Annotated in this window: 1 protein-coding gene; it reads right to left on the bottom strand. The window is 77.2% G+C overall.

All coding sequences use genetic code 11. The annotated features are described in order from the left end of the window. Positions 1 to 37 precede the first annotated feature (37 nt). The gene (locus tag ACFRAR_RS05995) at positions 38 to 19,951 is read right to left on the bottom strand and encodes a non-ribosomal peptide synthase/polyketide synthase (RefSeq protein ID WP_380695243.1); all 19,914 of its coding nucleotides are present in this window, start codon (positions 19,949 to 19,951) and stop codon (positions 38 to 40) included. Positions 19,952 to 19,953 lie beyond the last annotated feature (2 nt).

Consider the following 19,953-nt stretch of genomic DNA (forward strand, 5'->3'; position numbering starts at 1 on the left):
CGGTCGTGGTCGGGTCCGGGGCCGTGGTCGGGTCCGGTCACCGTCCTTCCCGGGCGTGCCGGGCGATCCGCCGCAGGGCCTCGGCGAACTCCTCGGCCGCCCGGCGCACGGCCTCGGTGCCGTGGACGGCGGGCCGGTGGTGCCAGGTGAAGGTCAGGCGCCCGTGCTGGGCCGCACCGACCACCTCCAGTGGGTGGGAGCCGCCGTCCCTGGGGTCGTGGTCCTGGCCGTAGGAGCCGAGTTCGGCGCGGACCAGGCCGTGGCCGGCGGTCTCGGGCCTGGCGTCCCACTGGCCGAGGTAGTTGAAGACGATCCGGCCGTGGCCCGCGGCGGCGAGCCGTTCGCGGACCTCGGGGGTACCGAAGGTGCGCAGCGCGCCGAAGCCCAGCCCGTTGCCTGGCACCGCGCGCAGCTGGCGGCGGACGGACTTCACCAGGGCGCGCCAGTCGCGGTCGGGGCCGAGGTCCTCCGGGTCGGGGACGTCGAAGGTGACGGGGTGGACGGTGGTGAACCAGCCGACCGTCCGGGTCAGGTCGACGCTCTCCAGCAGGTCCTCCCGGCCGTGGCCCTCCAGGTCCAGGCCGATCCGCGGCTGTCCGCTCCAGCGGGCCAGGGCGAGTGCGAGGGCGGCGAGCAGCACGTCGTTGACCCGGGTGCGGTAGGCGGCGGGGGCGGCGCGCAGCAGCGCCTCGGTGTCCGCCTCGTCGAGTTCGACGGTGACGCTCTCACCCCTCGGATCGTCGCCCGCGGGGTCCTCACCGGGCGCGGGACGGCCGCCTGGCAGGGCCGCCCGGGCGCTCACCGCCTGCTCCCAGTACGGGAGTTCGTGGTCGAGCCCGCCCTCGGCGACGTGCGCGGAGAGCCGGTGCGCCCAGTCCCGGAAGGAGGTGCCGCGCTCCCCCAGGGTGATCGCCTCGCCCCGGACGGCCTGGTGGTGGGCGCTCTCCAGGTCGTCGCGCAGCACCCGCCAGGAGACGGCGTCGACGACCAGGTGGTGGGCGACCAGGAGCAGCAGCGCGGGGTGTTCCGGGTGGCCGGTGAACAGGGCGGCGCGCAGCAGCGGGCCGGTGGCCAGGTCGAAGCCGGCGTGGAGTTCGTCGGCGGCCTTGGCCATGGCGAGGCCGGCGGTCTCGGCGGACTGACCGGTCAGGTCGTAGCGGAGCAGGAGGTCCTCGGCGGGGGCGGGCGGCGGGTTGAACTGGTGCCAGCCGCTCTCGTCGTGGGTGAAGCGCATCCGCAGGCCGTCGTGGTGTTCCAGCAGGGCGGCCAGTGCGGCGGCCAGCGCCCGCGGGTCGGGGTCGGCGGCGAGTTCGAGCAGGGTGGACTGGTTGAAGTGGTGGTGGGCGGCGCGCGGGGTGGTCAGGAACCACTCCTGGATGGGGGTGAGCGGGACGTCCCCGGTCACCGGGCCGTCGTCGGCGCGTTCGGTGGCGGTGCGCACGACGGTGGCGAGTTCGGCCACGGTCTGGTGGCTGAAGAGGTCCCGGGTCGCCAGGTGCAGGCCGTCCCGGCGCAGCCGGGAGACCACCTGCATGCTGAGGATGGAGTCGCCGCCGAGCAGGAAGAAGTTGTCCTCGGCGCCGACCTGTTCGAGGCCGAGGACGTCGGCCCAGATCCGCGCGATGCGGCGTTCGGTGTCGGTCCGCGGCGCCCGGCCGGGGGCGGCCGTCGCCTGGACGGGCCCGGGGTCGGGCAGGGCCCGCCGGTCGGTCTTGCCGTTGGGGGTGAGCGGCAGCCGGTCGAGCGGGACGAAGGCCGCGGGAACGAGGTGCGGGGGCAGCGACTCGGCCAGGTGGAGGCGCAGGTCGAGGGCGGGCGCGCCCTCGGTGGCGTCCGCGGGGACGACGTAGGCGACCAGCCGGCCGCCGCCGGGCCCGTCGGGACGGACGGTGACGACGGCGTCGCGCACCAGCGGGCTGCGGCGCAGCGCGCTCTCGATCTCGCCGGGTTCGATCCGGAAGCCGCGCAGCTTGATCTGTTCGTCGGCGCGTCCGGCGAAGCGGAGCCGGCCGTCGGCGTCCCGGCGGGCGAGGTCGCCGGTGCGGTACATCCGGGTGCCCGGGGCGCCGTGCGGGTCGGCGAGGAAGCGCTGGGCGGTGAGGCCGGGGCGGCCGAGGTAGCCGCGGGCGAGGCCGGGGCCGGCCAGGTAGAGCTCCCCGGTGACGCCGGGCGGCACCGGCCGCAGGGCGGTGTCCAGGACGTACGCGCGGGTGGCGCCGCTGGGGTGGCCGATGGCGGGGGTGCCGGTGCCGGGGGCCAGCGGGCCGGTCCAGCTGGCGACCACGGTGGCCTCGGTCGGGCCGTAGGAGTTGATCATCCGGCGGCCGGGGGCCCAGGTGTCGACCAGGTCGGCCGGGCAGGCCTCGGCGCCGACGATCAGGGTGCGCAGGTCGGGCAGCGCGGCGGCGGTCTCCGGCTCCATGGTGGCGAGCGCCGCCGGGGGGATCAGGGTGTGGCTGATCCGGCGGGCGGACAGCACCTCGGCGAGCCGCTCGCCGACCAGCGGGCCCTCCTCGCCGGTGACCAGCGCCGCCCCGGAGAGCAGGGAGGCGCACAGCTCCAGCACGGAGGCGTCGAAGCTGGGCGAGGCGAACTGGAGCACCCGGTCGCCGGGGCCGACGGCGTACTGTTCGGCGGCGGCCGCGGCGAAGACGGCGAGTCCGCGGTGGGTCACCAGGACGCCCTTGGGGGTGCCGGTGGAGCCGGAGGTGTAGATGACGTACGCCGGGTGGGCGGGGGTGAGCGCGGCGGCCCGGTCGGTGTCGGTGGGCGCGGTGTCCGGCCCGGCGGCGGCCCAGACCAGGGCCGGGTCGTCGAGCACCAGGTGGGCGCCGGCGTCGCGGACCATGAACTCGCGCCGGGGCGCCGGGTAGTCCGGGTCGACCGGGAGGAAGGCGCCGCCGGCCTTGGCGACGGCGAGCTGGGCGACCACCATGGCCGCCGAGCGGGGCAGCGCGAGGGCGACCAGCCGCTCCGGTCCGACGCCCCGCCCGATCAGGTGGTGGGCCAGCCGGTTGGCGGCCCGGTCCAGTTCGGCGTAGCTCAGCTGCCGCGCGCCGTCGAGCAGGGCCGGCGCCTCCGGGGTGCGGGCGGCCTGGCGTTCGAACAGTTGGGGCAGGGTCGCCTCGGGCACCGGGCGGAAGGCGCCGCCCGGCTCGACGGCCGGCGCGTCCGGACCGGCCAGCGGCAGGGCGCCGACGGCGCGCTCCGGGTCCTGGCCGACGGCGGTGAGCAGGGCCGCGAGCTGGCCGGCCATCCGCTCGACGGTGGCCGGGTCGAACAGGTCGGTGTTGTAGGTGAGCAGGCCGTGCAGCGCGCCGCCGTCGGTCTCGGCGAACTCCAGCACCAGGTCGAAGGCGGTCCGGGTGTTGTCGGTCTCGACGTCGCTCACGTCCAGGCCCGGCAGGTCGAGTTCGGCGGCCGGGGTGTTCTGGAGCACGACCAGGACCTGGAAGAGCGGGCCGCGGCTGGTGTCGCGCTCCGGCTGGACGGCGTCCACCACCTTCTCGAAGGGCACGTCCTGGTGGGCGAAGGCGTCCAGGACGGTCTGCCGCACCTCACCGAGGAGGAGGGTGAAGGGCCGCTCGGGCTCGACCCTGGAGCGCAGCACCAGGGTGTTGACGAAGAACCCGACGAGCTGTTGGACCTCGGCCCGGTCACGGCCGGAGGTGACGGTGCCGACGGCGATGTCGGTGTCCCCGCCGAGCCGGGCCAGGTAGGCCTGGGCGGCGGCGACCAGGGTGGCGAACAGGGTGGCGCCGCGCTCCCGGCCGACCCGGGCGAGCCGGCGGGCGGCCTCGGCGGGCAGCTCCAGCCGGGCGGTGGCGCCGTTGCTGGTGCGCACCGCGGGCCGGGGCCGGTCGGTGGGCAGCCGCAGCGGGACGACGCCGTCCAACTGGTGCTTCCAGTAGTCGAGTTGTTCCTCGGCGGGGGCGCCGGTGGTGCGCTGCCAGTGCGCGTAGTCGGCGTACTGCACCGGCAGTGGCGCCAACGGGGCCCGCGTGGTGCCGAGTTCGGCCCGGTAGAGGTGGGCCAGGTCGGAGAGCAGTACACCGGTGGACCAGCCGTCGGTGACGATGTGGTGCAGGGTCAGCGCCAGCACGTGCTCCCCGTCGGCCAGTCGGGCCAGCGCGGTGCGCAGCAGCGGTCCCCGGCGCAGGTCGAAGGGGCGGGCGCGCTCGGCGGCGAGCAGTTCGTTCAGGGCCTGTTCGGGCTGTCCGGCGAGGTCGTGCGGCGGGAGCGGCACGGCCGTCGGCGGGTGGACGAGCTGGACGCCGTGGCCGTCGACGCTGTCGAAGGTGGTGCGCAGCGCCTCGTGCCGGGCCACCAGGGCGTTCAGGGCCGCGCCGAGCGCGCCGGGGTCGAGGGCGCCGCGCAGCCGCAGCGCGAGCGCGGTGACGTACTCGGCGCCGCCGGGCGCGAACTCCTCCAGGAACCAGAGGCGTTGCTGGGCGTAGGACATCGGGGCCGCGCCTTCCCGGGGCACCGGCAGGACGGGCGGACGCGCCGGGGTGCCCGGCTCCGAGGTGAGCAGCCGGGCCAGGCCGGCCGGGGTGGGGTGGTCGAAGACGGCGCGGGGGCCGAGGTCGGTGCCGAAGGCCTCGGCGAGGCGGGCGGCGAGCCGGATGCTGAGGATGGAGTCGCCGCCGAGTTCGAAGAAGCTCCGGTCGGTGCCGGGCGGGCGGATGCCGAGCACCTCGGCGAACACCTCGGTGGTGCGGCGTTCGGCGTCGGTGCGCGGCTCGACCCGCTCGCGGCGCTCGCCACCGGGCTCCGGCGCCGGGAGCGCGGCGCGGTCGACCTTGCCGTTGCGGCTCAGCGGGAGGGCGTCGAGCGGGACGAAGGCGGCCGGGACGAGGTAGTCGGGCAGGGCCCGGGCGGCGAAGGCCCGCAGCTCCTCGGGGTCGGCGGCGCCGACCGGGTAGGCGACCAGCCGACGGGCGCCGGGCCGGTCCTCGCGGACGACCACGGCGACGTCGGTGACCAGCGGGTGGGCGGCCAGGGCGGCCTCCACCTCGGCGGGCTCGACCCGGAAGCCGCGGATCTTCGCCTGGTCGTCGGCGCGGCCGAGGAACTCGACGGTGCCTTCGGGGCGGCGGCGGGCGAGGTCCCCGGTGCGGTACATCCGGGAGCCGGGCGGGCCGGACGGGTCGGCGAGGAAGCGGGCGGCGGTGGCGCCGGGGCGGCCCAGGTAGCCGCGGGCCACGCCCTCGCCGGCCAGGTACAGCTCGCCGACGCAGCCGGGCGGGACGGGCCGCAGCCGCCGGTCCAGGACGTGCACCCGGCGGTCGTCCAGCGGCCGGCCGATCGGGACGGTGTCGGGCACCGCCGCGGCGTCCGGGAGGGCGTGGGCGGTGGCGAAGGTGGTGGTCTCGGTGGGCCCGTAGCCGTCCACCACGGTCAGCCCGGGGCAGGCCGCCAGCACCCGGCGCACGGCGGCGGCGGGCACCACGTCCCCGCCGGTCCACAGGGTGCGCAGGCCGGTGAAGCAGTCCGGGGCGTCCTGGGCGAGCAGCCGGAACAGCCCGGCGGTGAGCCAGAGCGCGGTGGGCCCGTCCGGTCCGGCGAGCCGGCGCAGCAGCGCCGCGTCCACCGGCCCGTCGGGGGCGACGAGCACGCAGCCGCCGTTCAGCAGCGGCGCCCACACCTCGAAGGTGGCGGCGTCGAAGGCGACCGGGGAGTGCAGCAGCACCCGGGCGCAGCGGTCGTCGGCGAAGCGGCTGTCGGTGGCGAGCGAGGCCACGTCGCGGTGCCGCACGGCGACGGCCTTGGGCTCGCCGGTGGAGCCGGAGGTGTACATCACGTAGGCGAGTCGGTCCGGGTCCGCGGCCGGCCGGTCCGGGGTGGCCGCGTCGTCCCGGGCGGCGTCCTCCCGGGCAGCGTCCTCCCGGGCGGCGGCGACCTGCTCGGCGGCGACCTGCGCGGCGGTGAGCGAGGCGGCCGTGCCGGCCCGGTCGAGCAGGGTGCGGCGGCGCTCCTCGGGGGCCCGCAGGTCGACGGGCAGGTAGGCGCCGCCCGCCTTGAGCACGGCGAGCTGGGCGACGACCAGTTCGGCGCTCCGCTCCATCACCAGCGCGACCCGGCCCTCGGGCGCCAGTCCGTCGGCCAGCAGCCGGGCCGCGAGCCGGTCGGACCAGTCGTCGAGCGCGCGGTACGTCAGTTCCCGTTCGCCGTCGCGCACGGCGGGGGCGTCGGGGGCGCTGCGGACCCGTTCGGCGAAGATCCGCAGCGGGCTGCTCGGCGCCGCCGGGCGGGCGGTGGTGTCCCAGGAGGCGAGGAGTTCGCGGTCGGCGGGGGTGAGCGGGTCCAGGGCGGCGAGGTCGCCGTCCAGGCCGTCGGCGAGGGCGGCGAGCAGCCGGGCGAGGCGGTCGGCGGCGTCCCGGGCCGTCCGCTCGTCGAACAGTTCCGGGTCGTACGCGAGGTCGAAGGCGAGCTGTCCGCTGAGGTGGGCGCGCAGGCACCAGGGGAAGGTGGTGGCGTCGTCGGCGCGCACCTCGACCACCCGGACCCCGGTGCGGTCGGCGGCCGACTCGTCGACGGGGTAGTTCTCGAACACCAGCATGCTGTCGAACAGGGGCTCCCCGGCGGGCAGTTCGCTCAGGCCCTGGATCCGGGGCAGCGCCAGGTGGTCGTGCCCGCGGCCGTCGCTCTGCCGGTCCTGGAGGTCGCGCAGCCAGGCCCGCGCGCCGCCGCCGCTCGATATCCGCACCCGGCACGGCACGGTGTTGATGAACAGGCCGATCATCGTCTCGACGCCGGGCAGTTCGGCCGGACGTCCGGAGACGGTGGTACCGAAGACCACGTCCTCGACGCCGGCGTAGCGGGCCAGCAGCAGCGCCCAGGCGCCCTCCACCAGGGTGTTGACGGTCAGCCCGGCGGTGGCCGCGTTCTCCCGCAGCCGGACGGAGAGCCCCTCGTCCAGGGCGCGGTGGACGGCGGCGGTGGCGCGGGCCCGGTGGGCGCCGGCGGGCCGGCGGTCGTAGGGCAGCGCGGTCCGCTCGGTGAACCCGGCCAGCGCGGTGCCCCAGTGCTCCTCGGCCGCCCGCCCGTCCTGCTCGCCCAGCCAGGCCAGGAAGTCCGCGAACGGCCGCCGGACCGGCCGGGGCGCCTGCGGCCCGCCGGTGCGCGCCGCGTACTCCTCGCACACCTCGGTGAGCAGCTGGCCGGTGCTCCAGCCGTCCAGGATCAGGTGATGGGTGGACCAGAGCAGCAGCACCTCGCCGTCGGGCAGCGCGGCCAGTACCAGCCGGGTGAGCGGCGCGGTGCCCAGGTCCAGCCCGGTGGCCCGCTCCTCGGCGAGCAGCCGCTCGGTCTCGGCGGCGCGCCGCTCGGGCGGCAGTGCGCGCCAGTCCAGGTGGCGGACGGGCAGCGCGGCGTGCCGGGCGACCAGCTGGACGGGATGCGGCAGGCCGCGCCAGTGCACGGCGGTGCGCAGCGCCGGGGTGCGGTCGGCGACCTGCTGCCAGGCCGCGGCGAAGGCCTCCGGGTCGGCGACGCCGGCCAGCCGGACGGCGATCCGGTCGACGTAGGCGCCGTCCTGGTCGACCAGCCCGTGGAAGAGCATGCCGGACTGGAGCGGGGTCAGCGGCAGGACGTCCTCGGTGTCCCGGCCGTCGCCGACCAGGCGGTCCAGCCGCTCCTGGTCGAGGCCGGCCAGCGGGAAGTCCGACGGGGTGCGCCCGCCGGCGCCGGGGCTCGCGCAGTGCTCGGCCAGCTCGCGCAGCGCCTGGAGGGTCTGCTCGGCGAGGGTGCGGACGGTGGCCTCGTCGTAGACGGCCGCGGGGTAGGTCCAGCCCAGTTCGAGCCGGCCGTCCTGGACCGCCCCGATGACGTCCAGCAGGTAGGGGCGGGGCTCGTCCGGGTCGGTGTCCCGCCCGGCCGGGGGCAGCGGGCCGCGCAGCAGCCCGTCCGCGCCGCCGCTACGGGCGTCCCACTGGCCGTGGTAGTTGAAGCCGACCTGCGGGGCCGCCGCGTCCCGCGGCAGGGCGCCGGGGCGCAGGTGGCGCAGCGCGCCGTGGCTGAGGCCGCGCAGCGGGACGGCGCGCAGCTGCTCCTTGACCGAGCGAAGGGTGTCGTGCCAGCCGGCCTCGGGGGCCACCCGCAGGGCGAGCGGGAACTCGGCGGTGAACCAGCCGACCGTCCGGGACAGGTCCTGGTCGGCGAACAGGTCCTCCCGGCCGTGGCCCTCCACCCCGATCAGCACGGTGTCCCGGCCGCACCAGCGGGCCAGGGTGCGGCCCAGGGCGCTGAGCAGGACGTCGTTGACCTGGGTGCGGTAGACGGCCGGGACCCGGCGCAGCAGCGCCTCGGTGGTGCGTTCGTCCAGGGTGACGGTGAGGGTGGCGGCGGTGCCGTGGGTGTTGGTCCCGGGCCGCCCGGCGGGCAGCTCGGCCGGGGCCTCGCCGGCGCGGGACCAGTAGGCGGTGTCGCCGTCCAGGGCGCCGGAGCGGGTGTGGCGCTCCAGCCGGGTGGCCCACCGGGCGTAGGAGGTGCCCGGCTCCGGCAGCCTGGCGGGGGCGCCGGTGCGGGCGGCGCGGTAGGCCGCTTCGAGGTCGGCCAGCAGGATCCGCCAGGAGACGCCGTCCACGGCCAGGTGGTGGACGGTGAGCACGAGTTGGCCGGGCTGTCCGGCGTCGCCCGCGACGTGCAGGGCGCGCAGCACCCGGCCCTCGACCGGGTCGAGGGAACGCTGGGCCTCCTCGGCGAGGTGCTGCACCCGCGCCTCGGCGGCGGCCGGGTGGTGGCTGAAGACGCCGTCCGGCGCGTGGTCCCGGACCTCCTGGTGCCAGCCGGAGGCGCCGTGGCGGAACCGGGTGCGCAGCGCCGGGTGGCGCTCCGCCAGGGCGAGCACCGCCCGCCGCAGGGCGGCCGGGTCGGTGTCCGGGGCCAGCGCGAACCGCTGGGTCATGGTGAAGCGCAGCGCGTCGCCGGGGCGGCGGCCGTCGAGGTACCAGTGCTGGATCGGGGTGAGCGGCGCCTCGCCGGGCTCGGCCCCGGAGGTCTCCGGGGCATCGGCCACCTCGCCTGCGGTCAGGGCGAGTTCGGCGATGTTCTGGTAGCGGAAGACGTCCTTGGTGGTGAGGGAGAGTCCGGCGGCGCGGGCCCGGGAGACGATCTGGATGCTGAGGATGGAGTCGCCGCCGAGCGCGAAGAAGTTGTCCCGGGTGCCGATCCGCTCCACGCCCAGCACCTCGGCCCAGATCGCGGCGAGCCGCTGCTCGGTGCCGGGGCGCGGGGCGACGTACGGGGTGGTGCGGTCCGGCTGGGCCGACGGGGCGGGCAGGGCGCGCCGGTCGGTCTTGCCGCTGGTGGTGCGCGGGATGCGGGCCAGCGGGACGTACGCGGTGGGCACCAGGTGGTCGGGCAGGGTGCGGCGCAGCCAGGCCCGCAGTTCCTCGGCGGGTGGCACCCGGCGGCCGGCCGGTACCGGGTAGCCGACCAGCAGGGTCCGGCCGCCCTGTTCGCGGGCGGCGACGGCGCAGTCGGCGACGTCGGGGTGGGTCAGCAGCGCGGCCTCCACCTCGCCGGGCTCGATCCGGAAGCCGCGGATCTTGACCTGGGCGTCGGCCCGGCCGAGGAACTCCAGTTGTCCCTCCGCGTCCCAGCGGGCGAGGTCACCGGTGCGGTACATCCGGGTGCCCGGGTCGCCGTACGGGTCGGCGAGGAAGCGGGTGGCGGTCAGTCCGGGCCGGTCGAGGTAGCCGCGGGCGACCTGCGCACCGGCCAGGTACAGCTCTCCCGGCATGCCGGGCGGCACCGGGCGCAGCGCGCCGTCCAGCACGTAGGCGCGGGTGCCGCGCCCCGGCCGGCCGATCACCGGGCGTTCCGGGTGGTCGGCGCAGCGGGCGTAGGCGGCGTCGACGGTGCACTCGGTGGGCCCGTACAGGTTGTAGGTGGTGACTCCGAACTCGGCCTGGGCGGTGCAGAGTTCACGCCAGGTGGCGGCGGGGACGGCCTCGCCGCCGAGCAGCAGGACGCGCGGGTGGTGCGGAGCGGGGGCGAGCAGTCCGGCGGCGGTGAGTTCGCGCAGCAGGGAGGGGGTCACGTTGACGACGTCGATCCGCCGGTCGACGATCCGCGCGCGGAAGGCCTGCGGGTCCAGCCGGACCTCCTCGTCGATCAGGTGGAGCTCCTGACCGAACGCCAGCAGCAGCGGGGCCTCCCAGCTGGTGTCGAAGGAGAGGGAGGCGCTGAGCGCGACCCGCAGCCGGCGGCCGTCGGCGGTGTGCGGCGCGAGCACCCCCGCCCGGTGGTCGTGGCAGAGGTTGACCAGCTGGCGGTGCTCGACGAGCACGCCCTTGGGGCGGCCGGTCGATCCCGAGGTGTGGATGAGGTACGCGGCGTGCGCCGGCAGCAGCGGGGCCGTGCGCTCGGCGTCGGTCAGGTCGTGGCCCGGCAGGTCGTCCCAGGGCACCTCGTCGAGGGCCCGCTCGGTCAGCACCGTGCGGGGCCGGGTGTCGTCGAGCAGCAGGGCGGCCCGCTCCTCGGGCAGGTCCGGGTCGACGAACTGGAGGGCGGCGCCGGCCTTGAGCACCGCGAGCAGGGCGACGATCAGGTCGGAGGTGCGCGGCAGCCGGACGGCGACCACCTGCTCCGGTCCGGCGCCGAGGGCGGCCAGGTGGCGGGCGAGCCGGTTGGCCCGGGCGTTGAGGGCGGCGAAGTCCAGGGTGGCGTCCCGGGCGACCAGCGCGGTGGCCCCGGGGGTGCGGGCGGCCTGCGCCTCGAACAGGGCGGTGAAGGTGGTGTCCGGCGCGGTCTGCGGCTCGCCCCGGCCCTGCCGCAGCACCTCCCGCCGCTCGTCCTCGGTCATCAGCGGCAGCGCCCCGACGGGCGTGTGCGGCGCCTCGGCGGCGGCCGCCAGCAGGGTGCCCAGCGCGTCGGCCAGCCGTCGGGCGGTGCGCTCGTCGAACAGGCCGGTGCTGTACTCCAGGTAGCCGGTCAGGCCGCCGTCGTGCTCGGCGAAGTCGAAGGACAGGTCGAAGGTGGCGTTGCGGACCGGCGGGGTGACCGGTTCCACCGTCAGGCCGGGCAGCCGGGGTGCCTCGGCGCCGAGGTTGTGCAGCGCCACCATGACCTGGAACAGCGGGGTGCGGCTGGTGTCGCGCTCCGGCTGGAGGGCGTCCACCAGCCGTTCGAAGGGCACCTCCTGGTGGGCCAGGGCCGCCAGTACGGTGCGCTGGGCGGCGGTCAGCAGTTCGTGGAAGGACAGTTCGGGTCGGATGTCGCCGCGCAGCACCAGGGTGTTGACGAACATGCCGACCACGTCGTGGAGTTCGCCCTGCTCGCGGCCGGAGGTGACGGTGCCCACCGCGAGGTCGCGCTGCCCGGACCAGCGGGCCAGCAGCAGCTGGCAGGCGGCCAGCAGGACGGTGTAGAGGGTGCCGTCGGCCTCCCGGCCGCGCTCGCGCAGCCGGGCGGTCAGCCCGGCGGGCAGGGTGAAGGTGACCAGCGCGCCCTCCCGGCTCCGCACCGCCGGGCGCGGCCGGTCGGTGGGCAGCTCCAGCGGGGCGAGGCCCGCCAGGGTCCGGCGCCAGTGGTCGAGGTCGGCCTCGGCGTCGGCGGTGCGGGTGCGCTGCCAGGCCGCGTAGTCGGTGTACCGGACGGGCAGCGCGGGCAGCTCCGGCCGGCGGCCCTCGACGGCGGCGGCGTACAGCTCGCCCAGGTCGCGGCCCAGCACGCCCATCGACCAGCCGTCGGTGGCGATGTGGTGCACGGCCAGCACCAGCACGTGCTCGTCGGCGGCCGTACGGGCCAGGCGGGCGCGCAGCACCGGGCCGGCTTCGAGGTCGAAGGGGGTGGCGGCGATCCGCTCCACCAGGGCGTCCAGGCCGGCCGGGGCGACGTCCTCGCAGGGCAGCTCGACGGGCTCGGGCGGGCGGACCACCTGCCGGGCCCGGCCGTCCCGTTCGGCGTAGGTGGTCCGCAGCGCCTCGTGCCGCTCGACCAGCGCGTCCAGGGCGCCGGCCAGCGCGGCCCGGTCGAGGGCGCCGCGCAGCCGCAGCACGGACAGCGAGCTGTACTCGGTGCTGCCGGGCTCGAACCGGTCGAGGAACCAGAGCCGCTGCTGGGCGTGGGAGAGCGGCGGCTCGGCGGCCGGGTCGGCGGTGGGGATGACGGCCGCCGCCGTGCCCCCGCCGGGGGTGCCGAGTGCCTCGGCCAGGTCGGCGAGCACGGGGTGGGTGAACAGCAGCCGGGGCGACAGGTCGGCGGAGCCGAAGGCGGCGCGCAGCCGGGCGGTGACCCGTACGGCGAGGATGGAGTCCCCGCCGATGGCGAAGAAGTCGTCCTCGGCGCCGATCTCCCCGGCGTCCAGGACCTCCGTCCAGGCCTCGGCGACCAGCCGTTCGGCGCGGGTGCGGGGCGCGGTCCGCTCGCGGCCGGCCGCGAAGCCGTCGGGGCCGGGCAGCGGCAGGGCGCGCCGGTCGAGCTTGCCGTTGGGGGTGAGCGGCAGCGCGGCCAGCGGGACGTAGGCGGCGGGCACCAGGTAGGCGGGCAGCAGCTGTTCCAGGTGGGCGCGCAGCTCGGCGGCGGACGGGGGCTGCCCGGCGCCCTCGCCGACCACGTGGGCGACCAGCCGGCGGGTGCCGGCGGCGTCCTGGTGGACGCCGACGGTGGCCAGGCCCACGCCCGGGTGGGTCTGGAGGGCGGCCTCGATCTCGCCGGGTTCGATCCGGTAGCCGCGGATCTTGACCTGCTGGTCGGCGCGACCCAGGTAGCGCAGGGTGCCGTCGGCCTGGCGGCGGGCCCGGTCGCCGGTGCGGTACATCCGGGTGCCGGGGGCGCCGAACGGGTCGGCGGGGAAGCGGGTGGCGGTCAGGCCGGGCCGGTTGAGGTAGCCGCGGGCCAGGCCCTCGCCGGCCACGTACAGTTCGCCGACGGCGCCCGGGGGCACCGGGGCGAGGTCGTCGTCGAGCAGGTACAGCCGCAGGTCGGCGATGCCGGTGCCGATCGGGCTCGGGCCGGGGCCGGCGTCGGCGGCGGTCGCGCGGTCCAGCTCGAGGTGGGTGACGTGCACGGTGGTCTCGGTGATGCCGTACATGTTCACCAGGCGCGGCGCGTCCTCGGGGTGGCGCCGGTACCAGTCGGCGAGCCGGGTGACGTCCAGCGCCTCACCCCCGAAGACCACCGTGCGCAGCGCCAACCGGCTTGACAGCTCCGGGTGTTCGGCGTCGGCGCGGGCCAGCTGGTGGAACGCGGACGGGGTCTGGTTGAGGACGGTGACCTGCTCCTCGACGAGCAGCCGCAGGAAGTCCTCCGGGGAGCGGGCGGTGGAGTCGGGGACGACCACGAGCCGGCCGCCGTGCAGCAGCGGGCCCCACAGCTCCCAGACCGAGAAGTCGAAGGTGTAGGAGTGGAACAGCGTCCAGACGTCCTCGGCGCCGAAGCCGAACCGCTCCCGGGTCTGCTCGAACAGCCGGACCACGTTGGCGTGCGGCACCACCACGCCCTTGGGGCGGCCGGTCGAGCCCGAGGTGAAGATGGCGTAGGCGGGGCTGTCCGGCAGCGGGCGGCACTCGGGGCCGAGCGGTCCTGCCGGGCGGCGGGCGAGGTCGGCGCGCACCCCGGGATCGGCCAGGGCGAGGACGGGGACGCCCACGCCGGCCGGCTCCTCCCCGGTGACCAGGGCCACCGGGGCGGCGTCGCGCAGCAGTTCCTCCCGGCGTTCGGCGGGCAGGCCCGGGTCCAGCGGCAGGTAGGCCGCGCCGGTCTTGAGGACGGCGAGCACGGCCACCACCAGCTCGGCGGTGCGCGGCAGCGCGAGGGCGACGTACCGCTCGGGCCCGGCGCCGAACTCGGCCAGCCGGTGGGCGAGCCGGCCGGCCCGGGCGTCCAGCTCGGCGTAGTCGAGGCGCTCCCCGCCGCAGGTGACGGCCTCGGCGTGCGGGGTGCGGGCGGCCTGCGCCTCGAACAGGTCGACCAGGGCGTGCTCGGGCCGGCCCTGGGCGGTGCCGTTCCAGTCGACCAGCAGCCGGCGCCGCTCCTCCTCGGTGGTCCAGGCCAGGGCGCGCAGCGGCCGGTCCAATCCGGCGGCCAGCTCGGTGAGCACCAGGCGGAGCCGTTCGGCGAGGGCGCGGACGGTGGCGGCGTCGAACAGCCCGGGGTCGTAGGCGAGGTCGAAGCCGAGCTGCCCGCCCTGGTAGGCGCGCAGCACGAGCGGGAAGCTGGTGGCGTCCCGCGAGGAGACCTCCACCAGGCGCACCCCGGTGCCGGCGGCGCGGGCGTCGTCGAAGGGGTAGTTCTCGAAGGCGACGATGCTGTCGAACAGCGCGCTGCCGGCCGGGACGTCGCTGAACCCGGTGAGTTCGGCGAGCGAGACCGCCGAGTGGCGGCGGGCCTCGGCCTGGGCCTCCTGGAGCTCCCGCAGCCAGTCGGCGGCGGTGCGGGAGCCGTCCACCCGGACCCTGGTCGGCAGGGTGTTGATGAACATGCCGATCATCGACTCGACGCCGGGCAGCTCCTCGGGCCGCCCGGAGACGGTGGTGCCGAACAGGACGTCCGGCTCGCCGCTGTAGCGGGAGAGCAGCAGCGCCCAGGCGCCCTGCACCACGGTGCCGAGGGTCAGCCCGGACTGCCGGGCGGTGCGGGCGAGCCGCTCGGAGACCTGCTCGGACAGCGCGGCGGTGTGGCTGCCGGCCGAGCGGGCGCGGTGGGCCTCGCGCCGGACCCGGTCGACGGGCAGCGGGGTGGCGGTGGCGAAGCCGTCCAGGACGGACCGCCAGTGGGCGCGGGCGGCTTCGGCGTCCTGCTCGGTCAGCCAGCGCACGTAGTCGGCGAAGGGCCGGCGCACCGCCGGGGCGGGCGCGCCGCCGGTGGTGAGCGCCGCGTACTCCTCGAAGACGTCGCTGAGCACCTGGGCGAGGCTCCAGCCGTCCAGGATCAGGTGGTGGGAGGTCCACAGCAGTTGGAGCCGGGCCTCGGGCAGCCGGACCAGGGTGAGCCGGGTGAGCGGGGCGCTGGCGATGTCCAGGCCCCGGGCGAGGTCCTCGGCGCTCAGTTCGGCCAGCCGTTCGGCCCGCTCGGCCGGCTCGACGGCCCGCAGGTCGAGGTGGGTGACGGGCAGCCGGACGCCCCGGCGCACCACCTGGAGCGGGGCGGGGACGTCCTCCCAGACCACCGAGGTGCGCAGCGCCGGGGTGTGGTCGGCGACCCGCTGCCAGGCCAGGGCGAGGGCCTGCGGGTCGGCGACGCCGTCCAGCAGCAGGGCGGCCTGGTCCAGGTAGACGTCGTCGGGGCCGCCGACCAGGCGGTGGAAGAGCATGCCCTCCTGGAGCGGGGTGAGCGGCAGCAGGTCCGCGACCTCCCGGCCGTCGCCGACCAGGCGGTCCAGCGCGGCCTGGTCGAGGCCGGCCAGCGGGAAGTCGGAGGGGGTGCGGCCGCCGGCGCCGGGGCGGGCGCAGTGCGCGACGACGGCGCGCAGGGCGGCGGTCATGGCCTCGGCCAACTCCCGCACGGTGTCGGCCCGGTGGACCTGGTCGCTGTAGTGCCAGGTGAGTTCCAGCTCGCCGTCGGCGACCACCGCGGCGACGTCCAGCAGGTGGTCCAGCGGCTCGTCCGGGGCGAGGTCCCGGCCCAGGGCCTCCCCGGCGGGGGCGAAGTCGCCGCCCTCGGGGGCGCTCCACTGGCCGTGGTAGTTGAAGCTGACCTGGGGCAGCGGGACGTCCCGCAGGGCCTCGGCACCGGGAGCGGGCGAGCCGAGCCGGGCGAGGGCCTCGTAGCCGAGGCCGCGCCGGGGCACGGCGCGCAGCCGCTCCTTGACCTGCTTGAGGGTGGCGGCCCAGTCCGGGGAGTCGGCCGGGCCGACCGGGGTGAGGGTGACGGGGTACTGGGTGGTGAACCAGCCGACCGTCCGGGAGAGGTCGAGGCCGTCGAACAGCTCCTCGCGGCCGTGGCCCTCCAGGGCGACGGTGACCCGGCCGGTGCCGGTCCAGTCGGCGAGGGCCCGGCCCAGCGCGCTGAGCAGCACGTCGTTGACCTGGGTGCGGTAGACCTCGGGGACCTTGCGCAGCAACGCCTCGGTGGTGGCCCGGTCCAGCCGGCTGCGCAGGGTGCGCACCGAGCCGGCCGTGGGCGTGCCGGGGAGGTCGACGGGCAGCGGCTCGGCGGGGGTGCCGGTCTCGGCGGTCCAGTACGCCAGGTCCTCGTCCAGGCCGCCGGCCCGGACGAACTCGGCGAGCCGGTGGGCCCAGTCGGTGAACGCGGTGGGCTCGGGGGCCGGGTCGGGGGTCTCGCCCGCCGCGGCCTGCCGGTAGGCCTGCGCCAGCTCGGCGAGCAGCACGCGCCAGGAGACGCTGTCCACGGCGAGGTGGTGGGCGGTCAGGAACAGCTGGGGCCGGGCCCCGGCGCCCCCGGCGTTCCCGGTGTCCCCGGCGCCCCCGGTGTCCCCGGCGTCCTCGGTGCGGAAGAGGACGGCGCGCAGCAGGGCGCCGGTGGCCGGATCCAGCTCGGCGCGGGCGGCCTCGGCGGCGCGCTCGCGGTCGCCGCCGGGATCGAGCCGATGCAGCGGTGCGCCCGCGTCGGCGACCGGCTCCTGACGCCAGTCGGCCCCGGTGCGGGTGTAGCGGGTGCGCAGCGCCGGGTGGGCGGCCACCACCGCGCCCAGCGCGCGGTCCAGGGCCGCTTCGTCCAGCCCGTGCGGCAGGTCGAGCAGCAGCGACATGGTGAAGTGCCGCAGCGGGCCGTGGGCGGCGAAGAACCACTCCTGGACGGGGGTGAGCGGGGCGGGCCCCTCCCGGTGGCGCGGTTCGGAGGCGGCGGGCGCCTCGGCGGTGCGGGCCGCGGCGGCCAGGTCGGCGACGGTCTGGTGGCGGAAGACGTCCTGGGAGCCGATCCGCAGGCCCGCCGCGCGGGCCCGGGAGACGGCCTGGATGCTCAGGATCGAGTCGCCGCCGAGTTCGAAGAAGTTGTCGGTGACGCCGACCCGGGGCACGCCGAGCACCTCGGCCCAGATGGCGGCGAGGGCCTCCTCCCCGGGGGTCCGGGGGGCAACGAACTCCCCTGTCCGGACGTCCGCTTCGGGGGCGGGCAGGGCTCGGCGGTCCAGCTTGCCGCTGGTGGTGAGCGGCAGCGCGTCGAGCACGGTGAAGGAGGACGGCACCAGGTGGTCGGGCAGTACCCGGCGCAGCGCGGCGCGCAGGTCGGCGGCGGGGCGGGCGGCGCCCTCGGCGAAGGCCAGGTAGGCGGCCAGCCGGTGGTGGCCGTGGGCGTCGGGGACGGCGACGACGGCGGCCGCGGCGACCTCCGGCAGGTCGAGCAGGGCGGCCTCGATCTCGCCGGGCTCGATCCGGTGGCCGCGCACCTTGACCTGGTCGTCGGCGCGCCCGAGGTACTCCAGGCGCCCGTCGGCGGTCCACCGGGCGAGGTCGCCGGTGCGGTACATCCGGGTGCCGGGCGGGCCGTACGGGTCGGCGGTGAAGCGGGCGGCGGTCAGGCCCGGGCGGCCGGCGTAGCCGCGGGCGACCTGTTCACCGGCCAGGTGGAGTTCGCCGCTCACCCCGGGCGGCACCGGCTGGAGCCGGCCGTCCAGGACGTAGGCACGGACGTTGGGCAGCGGGCGGCCGACCAGCGGCCGGTCCCCGCCGTCGATCCGGCAGGCCAGCGCGTCGACGGTGCACTCGGTGGGGCCGTAGTAGTTGTAGGCGGCCACCCCGGGGCGGGCGGCGAGCTCGCGCCAGAGCCGGGGCGTGACGGCCTCGCCGCCGAGCATCAGCACCCGGGGGCGGTGGCGGGGGTCGTCGAGCAGCCCGGCGGGCAGCAGTTGGCGCAGGTAGGAGGGGGTGAGGTCGAGGAAGTCGATCCGGTGGCGCACCACGTACTCGACCAGGGCGGCCGGGTCCATCCGGGTGGTCTCGTCGACCAGGTGCAGCGGGTGGCCGTCGGCCAGCAGCAGCACGCCCTCCAGTGAGGTGTCGAAGGAGAAGGAGGCGGTCAGCGCGACGTTCAGCGGGCCGCCGGCGTCGGCGACGAAGCCCGCCCGGTGGGCGGCGAGCAGGTGGGCCAGGGCGCGGTGCGGGACGGTGACGCCCTTGGGGCGGCCGGTGGAGCCGGAGGTGTGGAGCACGTACGCGGTGGTGTCGAGGTCCGGCGCGGGGAGCGGGCCCCCCTCGTCGGAGGCCTCCGGCAGGGCGCGCAGCGTCTCCTCGTCCAGCACCAGGGCCGGGCGGGCGTCCGCCAGCAGGTAGCGGACGCGTTCCTCGGGCAGCGCCGGGTCCAGCGGGAGGTAGCCGGCGCCGGCCTTCCAGACGGCGAGGACCGCCACCACCAGGTCGGCGGTGCGCGGCAGCCGCAGGGCGACCAGCCGCTCCGGGCCGGCGCCGAGGGCGCGGAGCCGGCGGGCGAGCCGTTCGGCGCGGGCGTCCAGGGCCGCGTAGTCGAGCCGCTCCTCCCCCGCGACCAGCGCGAGGGCGTCCGGGGTCGAGGCGGCCCGGCGGCGGAACAGTTCGGTGTGTCCGACCGGCTCGACGGGCAGCGCGGTGGCGTTCCAGTCCCGGGTGACCTGTGCCGTCTCCCGGTCGGAGAGCAGCGGCAGGGTGGCGAGCGGCCGGTCCGGCTCGGCGGCGGCGCCCTCCAGCAGCCGCAGCAGTTGTTCGGCCGTCCGGCGGGCGGTCGGCGCGTCGAACAGGTCGGCGCGGTACTCCAGGACGCCGGTGAGCGCCTCGCCGTCGGGGACGAACTCCATGCTGAGGTCGAAGGTGGCGGCCTGCCGGGGCACGGTGACCGGGGCGGCGGCGAGTCCGTGCGGGGCGCCGGCCGCGGGTGGGGCGGGGTGCAGCAGCACCAGGACGTCGAACAGCGGGTTGCGGCCGGCCTCGCGGGGCGCGCCGACCGCCTCGACCAGCCGCTCGAAGGGCGTCTCGCCGTGTGCCAGGGCGTCGTTGCCGGTCTCGGTGGCGGCCGCGAGCAGTTCGCGGAAGGACGCCCCGGGCTCGACCCGGGTGCGCAGCACCACGGTGTTGACGAAGCAGCCGACGGCCCGTTCCAGCTCGGTGCGGGTGCGCCCGGCCAGCAGCGAGCCGACGGTGACGTCCGGCTGCCCGGACCAGCGGGCCAGCAGCGCCTGGGTGCCGGCCACCAGCGCGGTGTTGAGGGTGCCCTGCCGCTCGGCCGCGAGGGCGCGCAGCCGGGCGGTGAGCGGCGCGGGGACGGTGAAGGTGTGCAGGGCGCCGGGGCCGGCCTCCTCGCCGCGCCGGGGGTGGTCCAGCGGCAGCTCGGTCGGCGCCGCGCCGGCCAGCTTCTCCCGCCAGTGGGCGAGTTGGCCCTCCAGTCGGGCGCCGGACAGCCGATCGCGCTGCCAGAGCGCGAAGTCCGGGTACTGGGCGGCGACTTCGGGCAGGTCGGGCTCAGCGCCGCGGGCCAGGGCGTCGTAGGCGGTGCACAGTTCGTCCAGGACGACGCCCATCGACCAGCCGTCGGTGACGATGTGATGGGCCGTCAGCTGAAGCACGTGGCCGCCCGACGGCTCGGCCACCAGCAGGGCGCGCAGCAGCGGCCCCTGTCCGAGGTCGAAGGGGCGGGAGTACTCGTGGAGCAGGATCGCGTCCAGGCCCTCCCCCGCGGCCTGCTCCCGGAGCGGCAGCGCCACCGGCCCGGCCGGCCGTACGGTCTGCACCGGCCGGCCGTCGTCCTCGGCGAAGGTGGTGCGCAGCGCCTCGTGGCGCGCCACCACGGCGGTGAGCGCGGCGGTGAGCGCCGCGCGGTCCAGCTCTCCGGTGAACCGCAGGGCGACGGCGCTGTTGTAGCGCGGGTCGCCGGGCCGCAGCCGGTCCAGGAACCAGAGCCGCTGCTGGACGAAGGAGGGCGGCAGCGGCCGGTCGCGGTCGGCGCGCGGGATGGCCCGTTCGGCGGCCGCCCGCGTGCCGCCGGCCTTGCCGGCCAGCCGCTGCCGCAGGGCCTCGCGCAGGTCGGCGGGCAGCGCGGCGGCGCGGTCCCGCTTCGAAGGCGTCTCAGGCGTCATGG

Origin of the sequence: Kitasatospora sp. NPDC056651 (genome assembly GCF_042792155.1) — a bacterium.
GTDB lineage: Bacteria > Actinomycetota > Actinomycetes > Streptomycetales > Streptomycetaceae > Kitasatospora.

Excerpts from the sequence above, each read along its gene's own strand:
- ACFRAR_RS05995 (WP_380695243.1), bottom strand. The coding sequence starts at position 19,951 with ATGACGCCTGAGACGCCTTCGAAGCGGGACCGCGCCGCCGCGCTGCCC.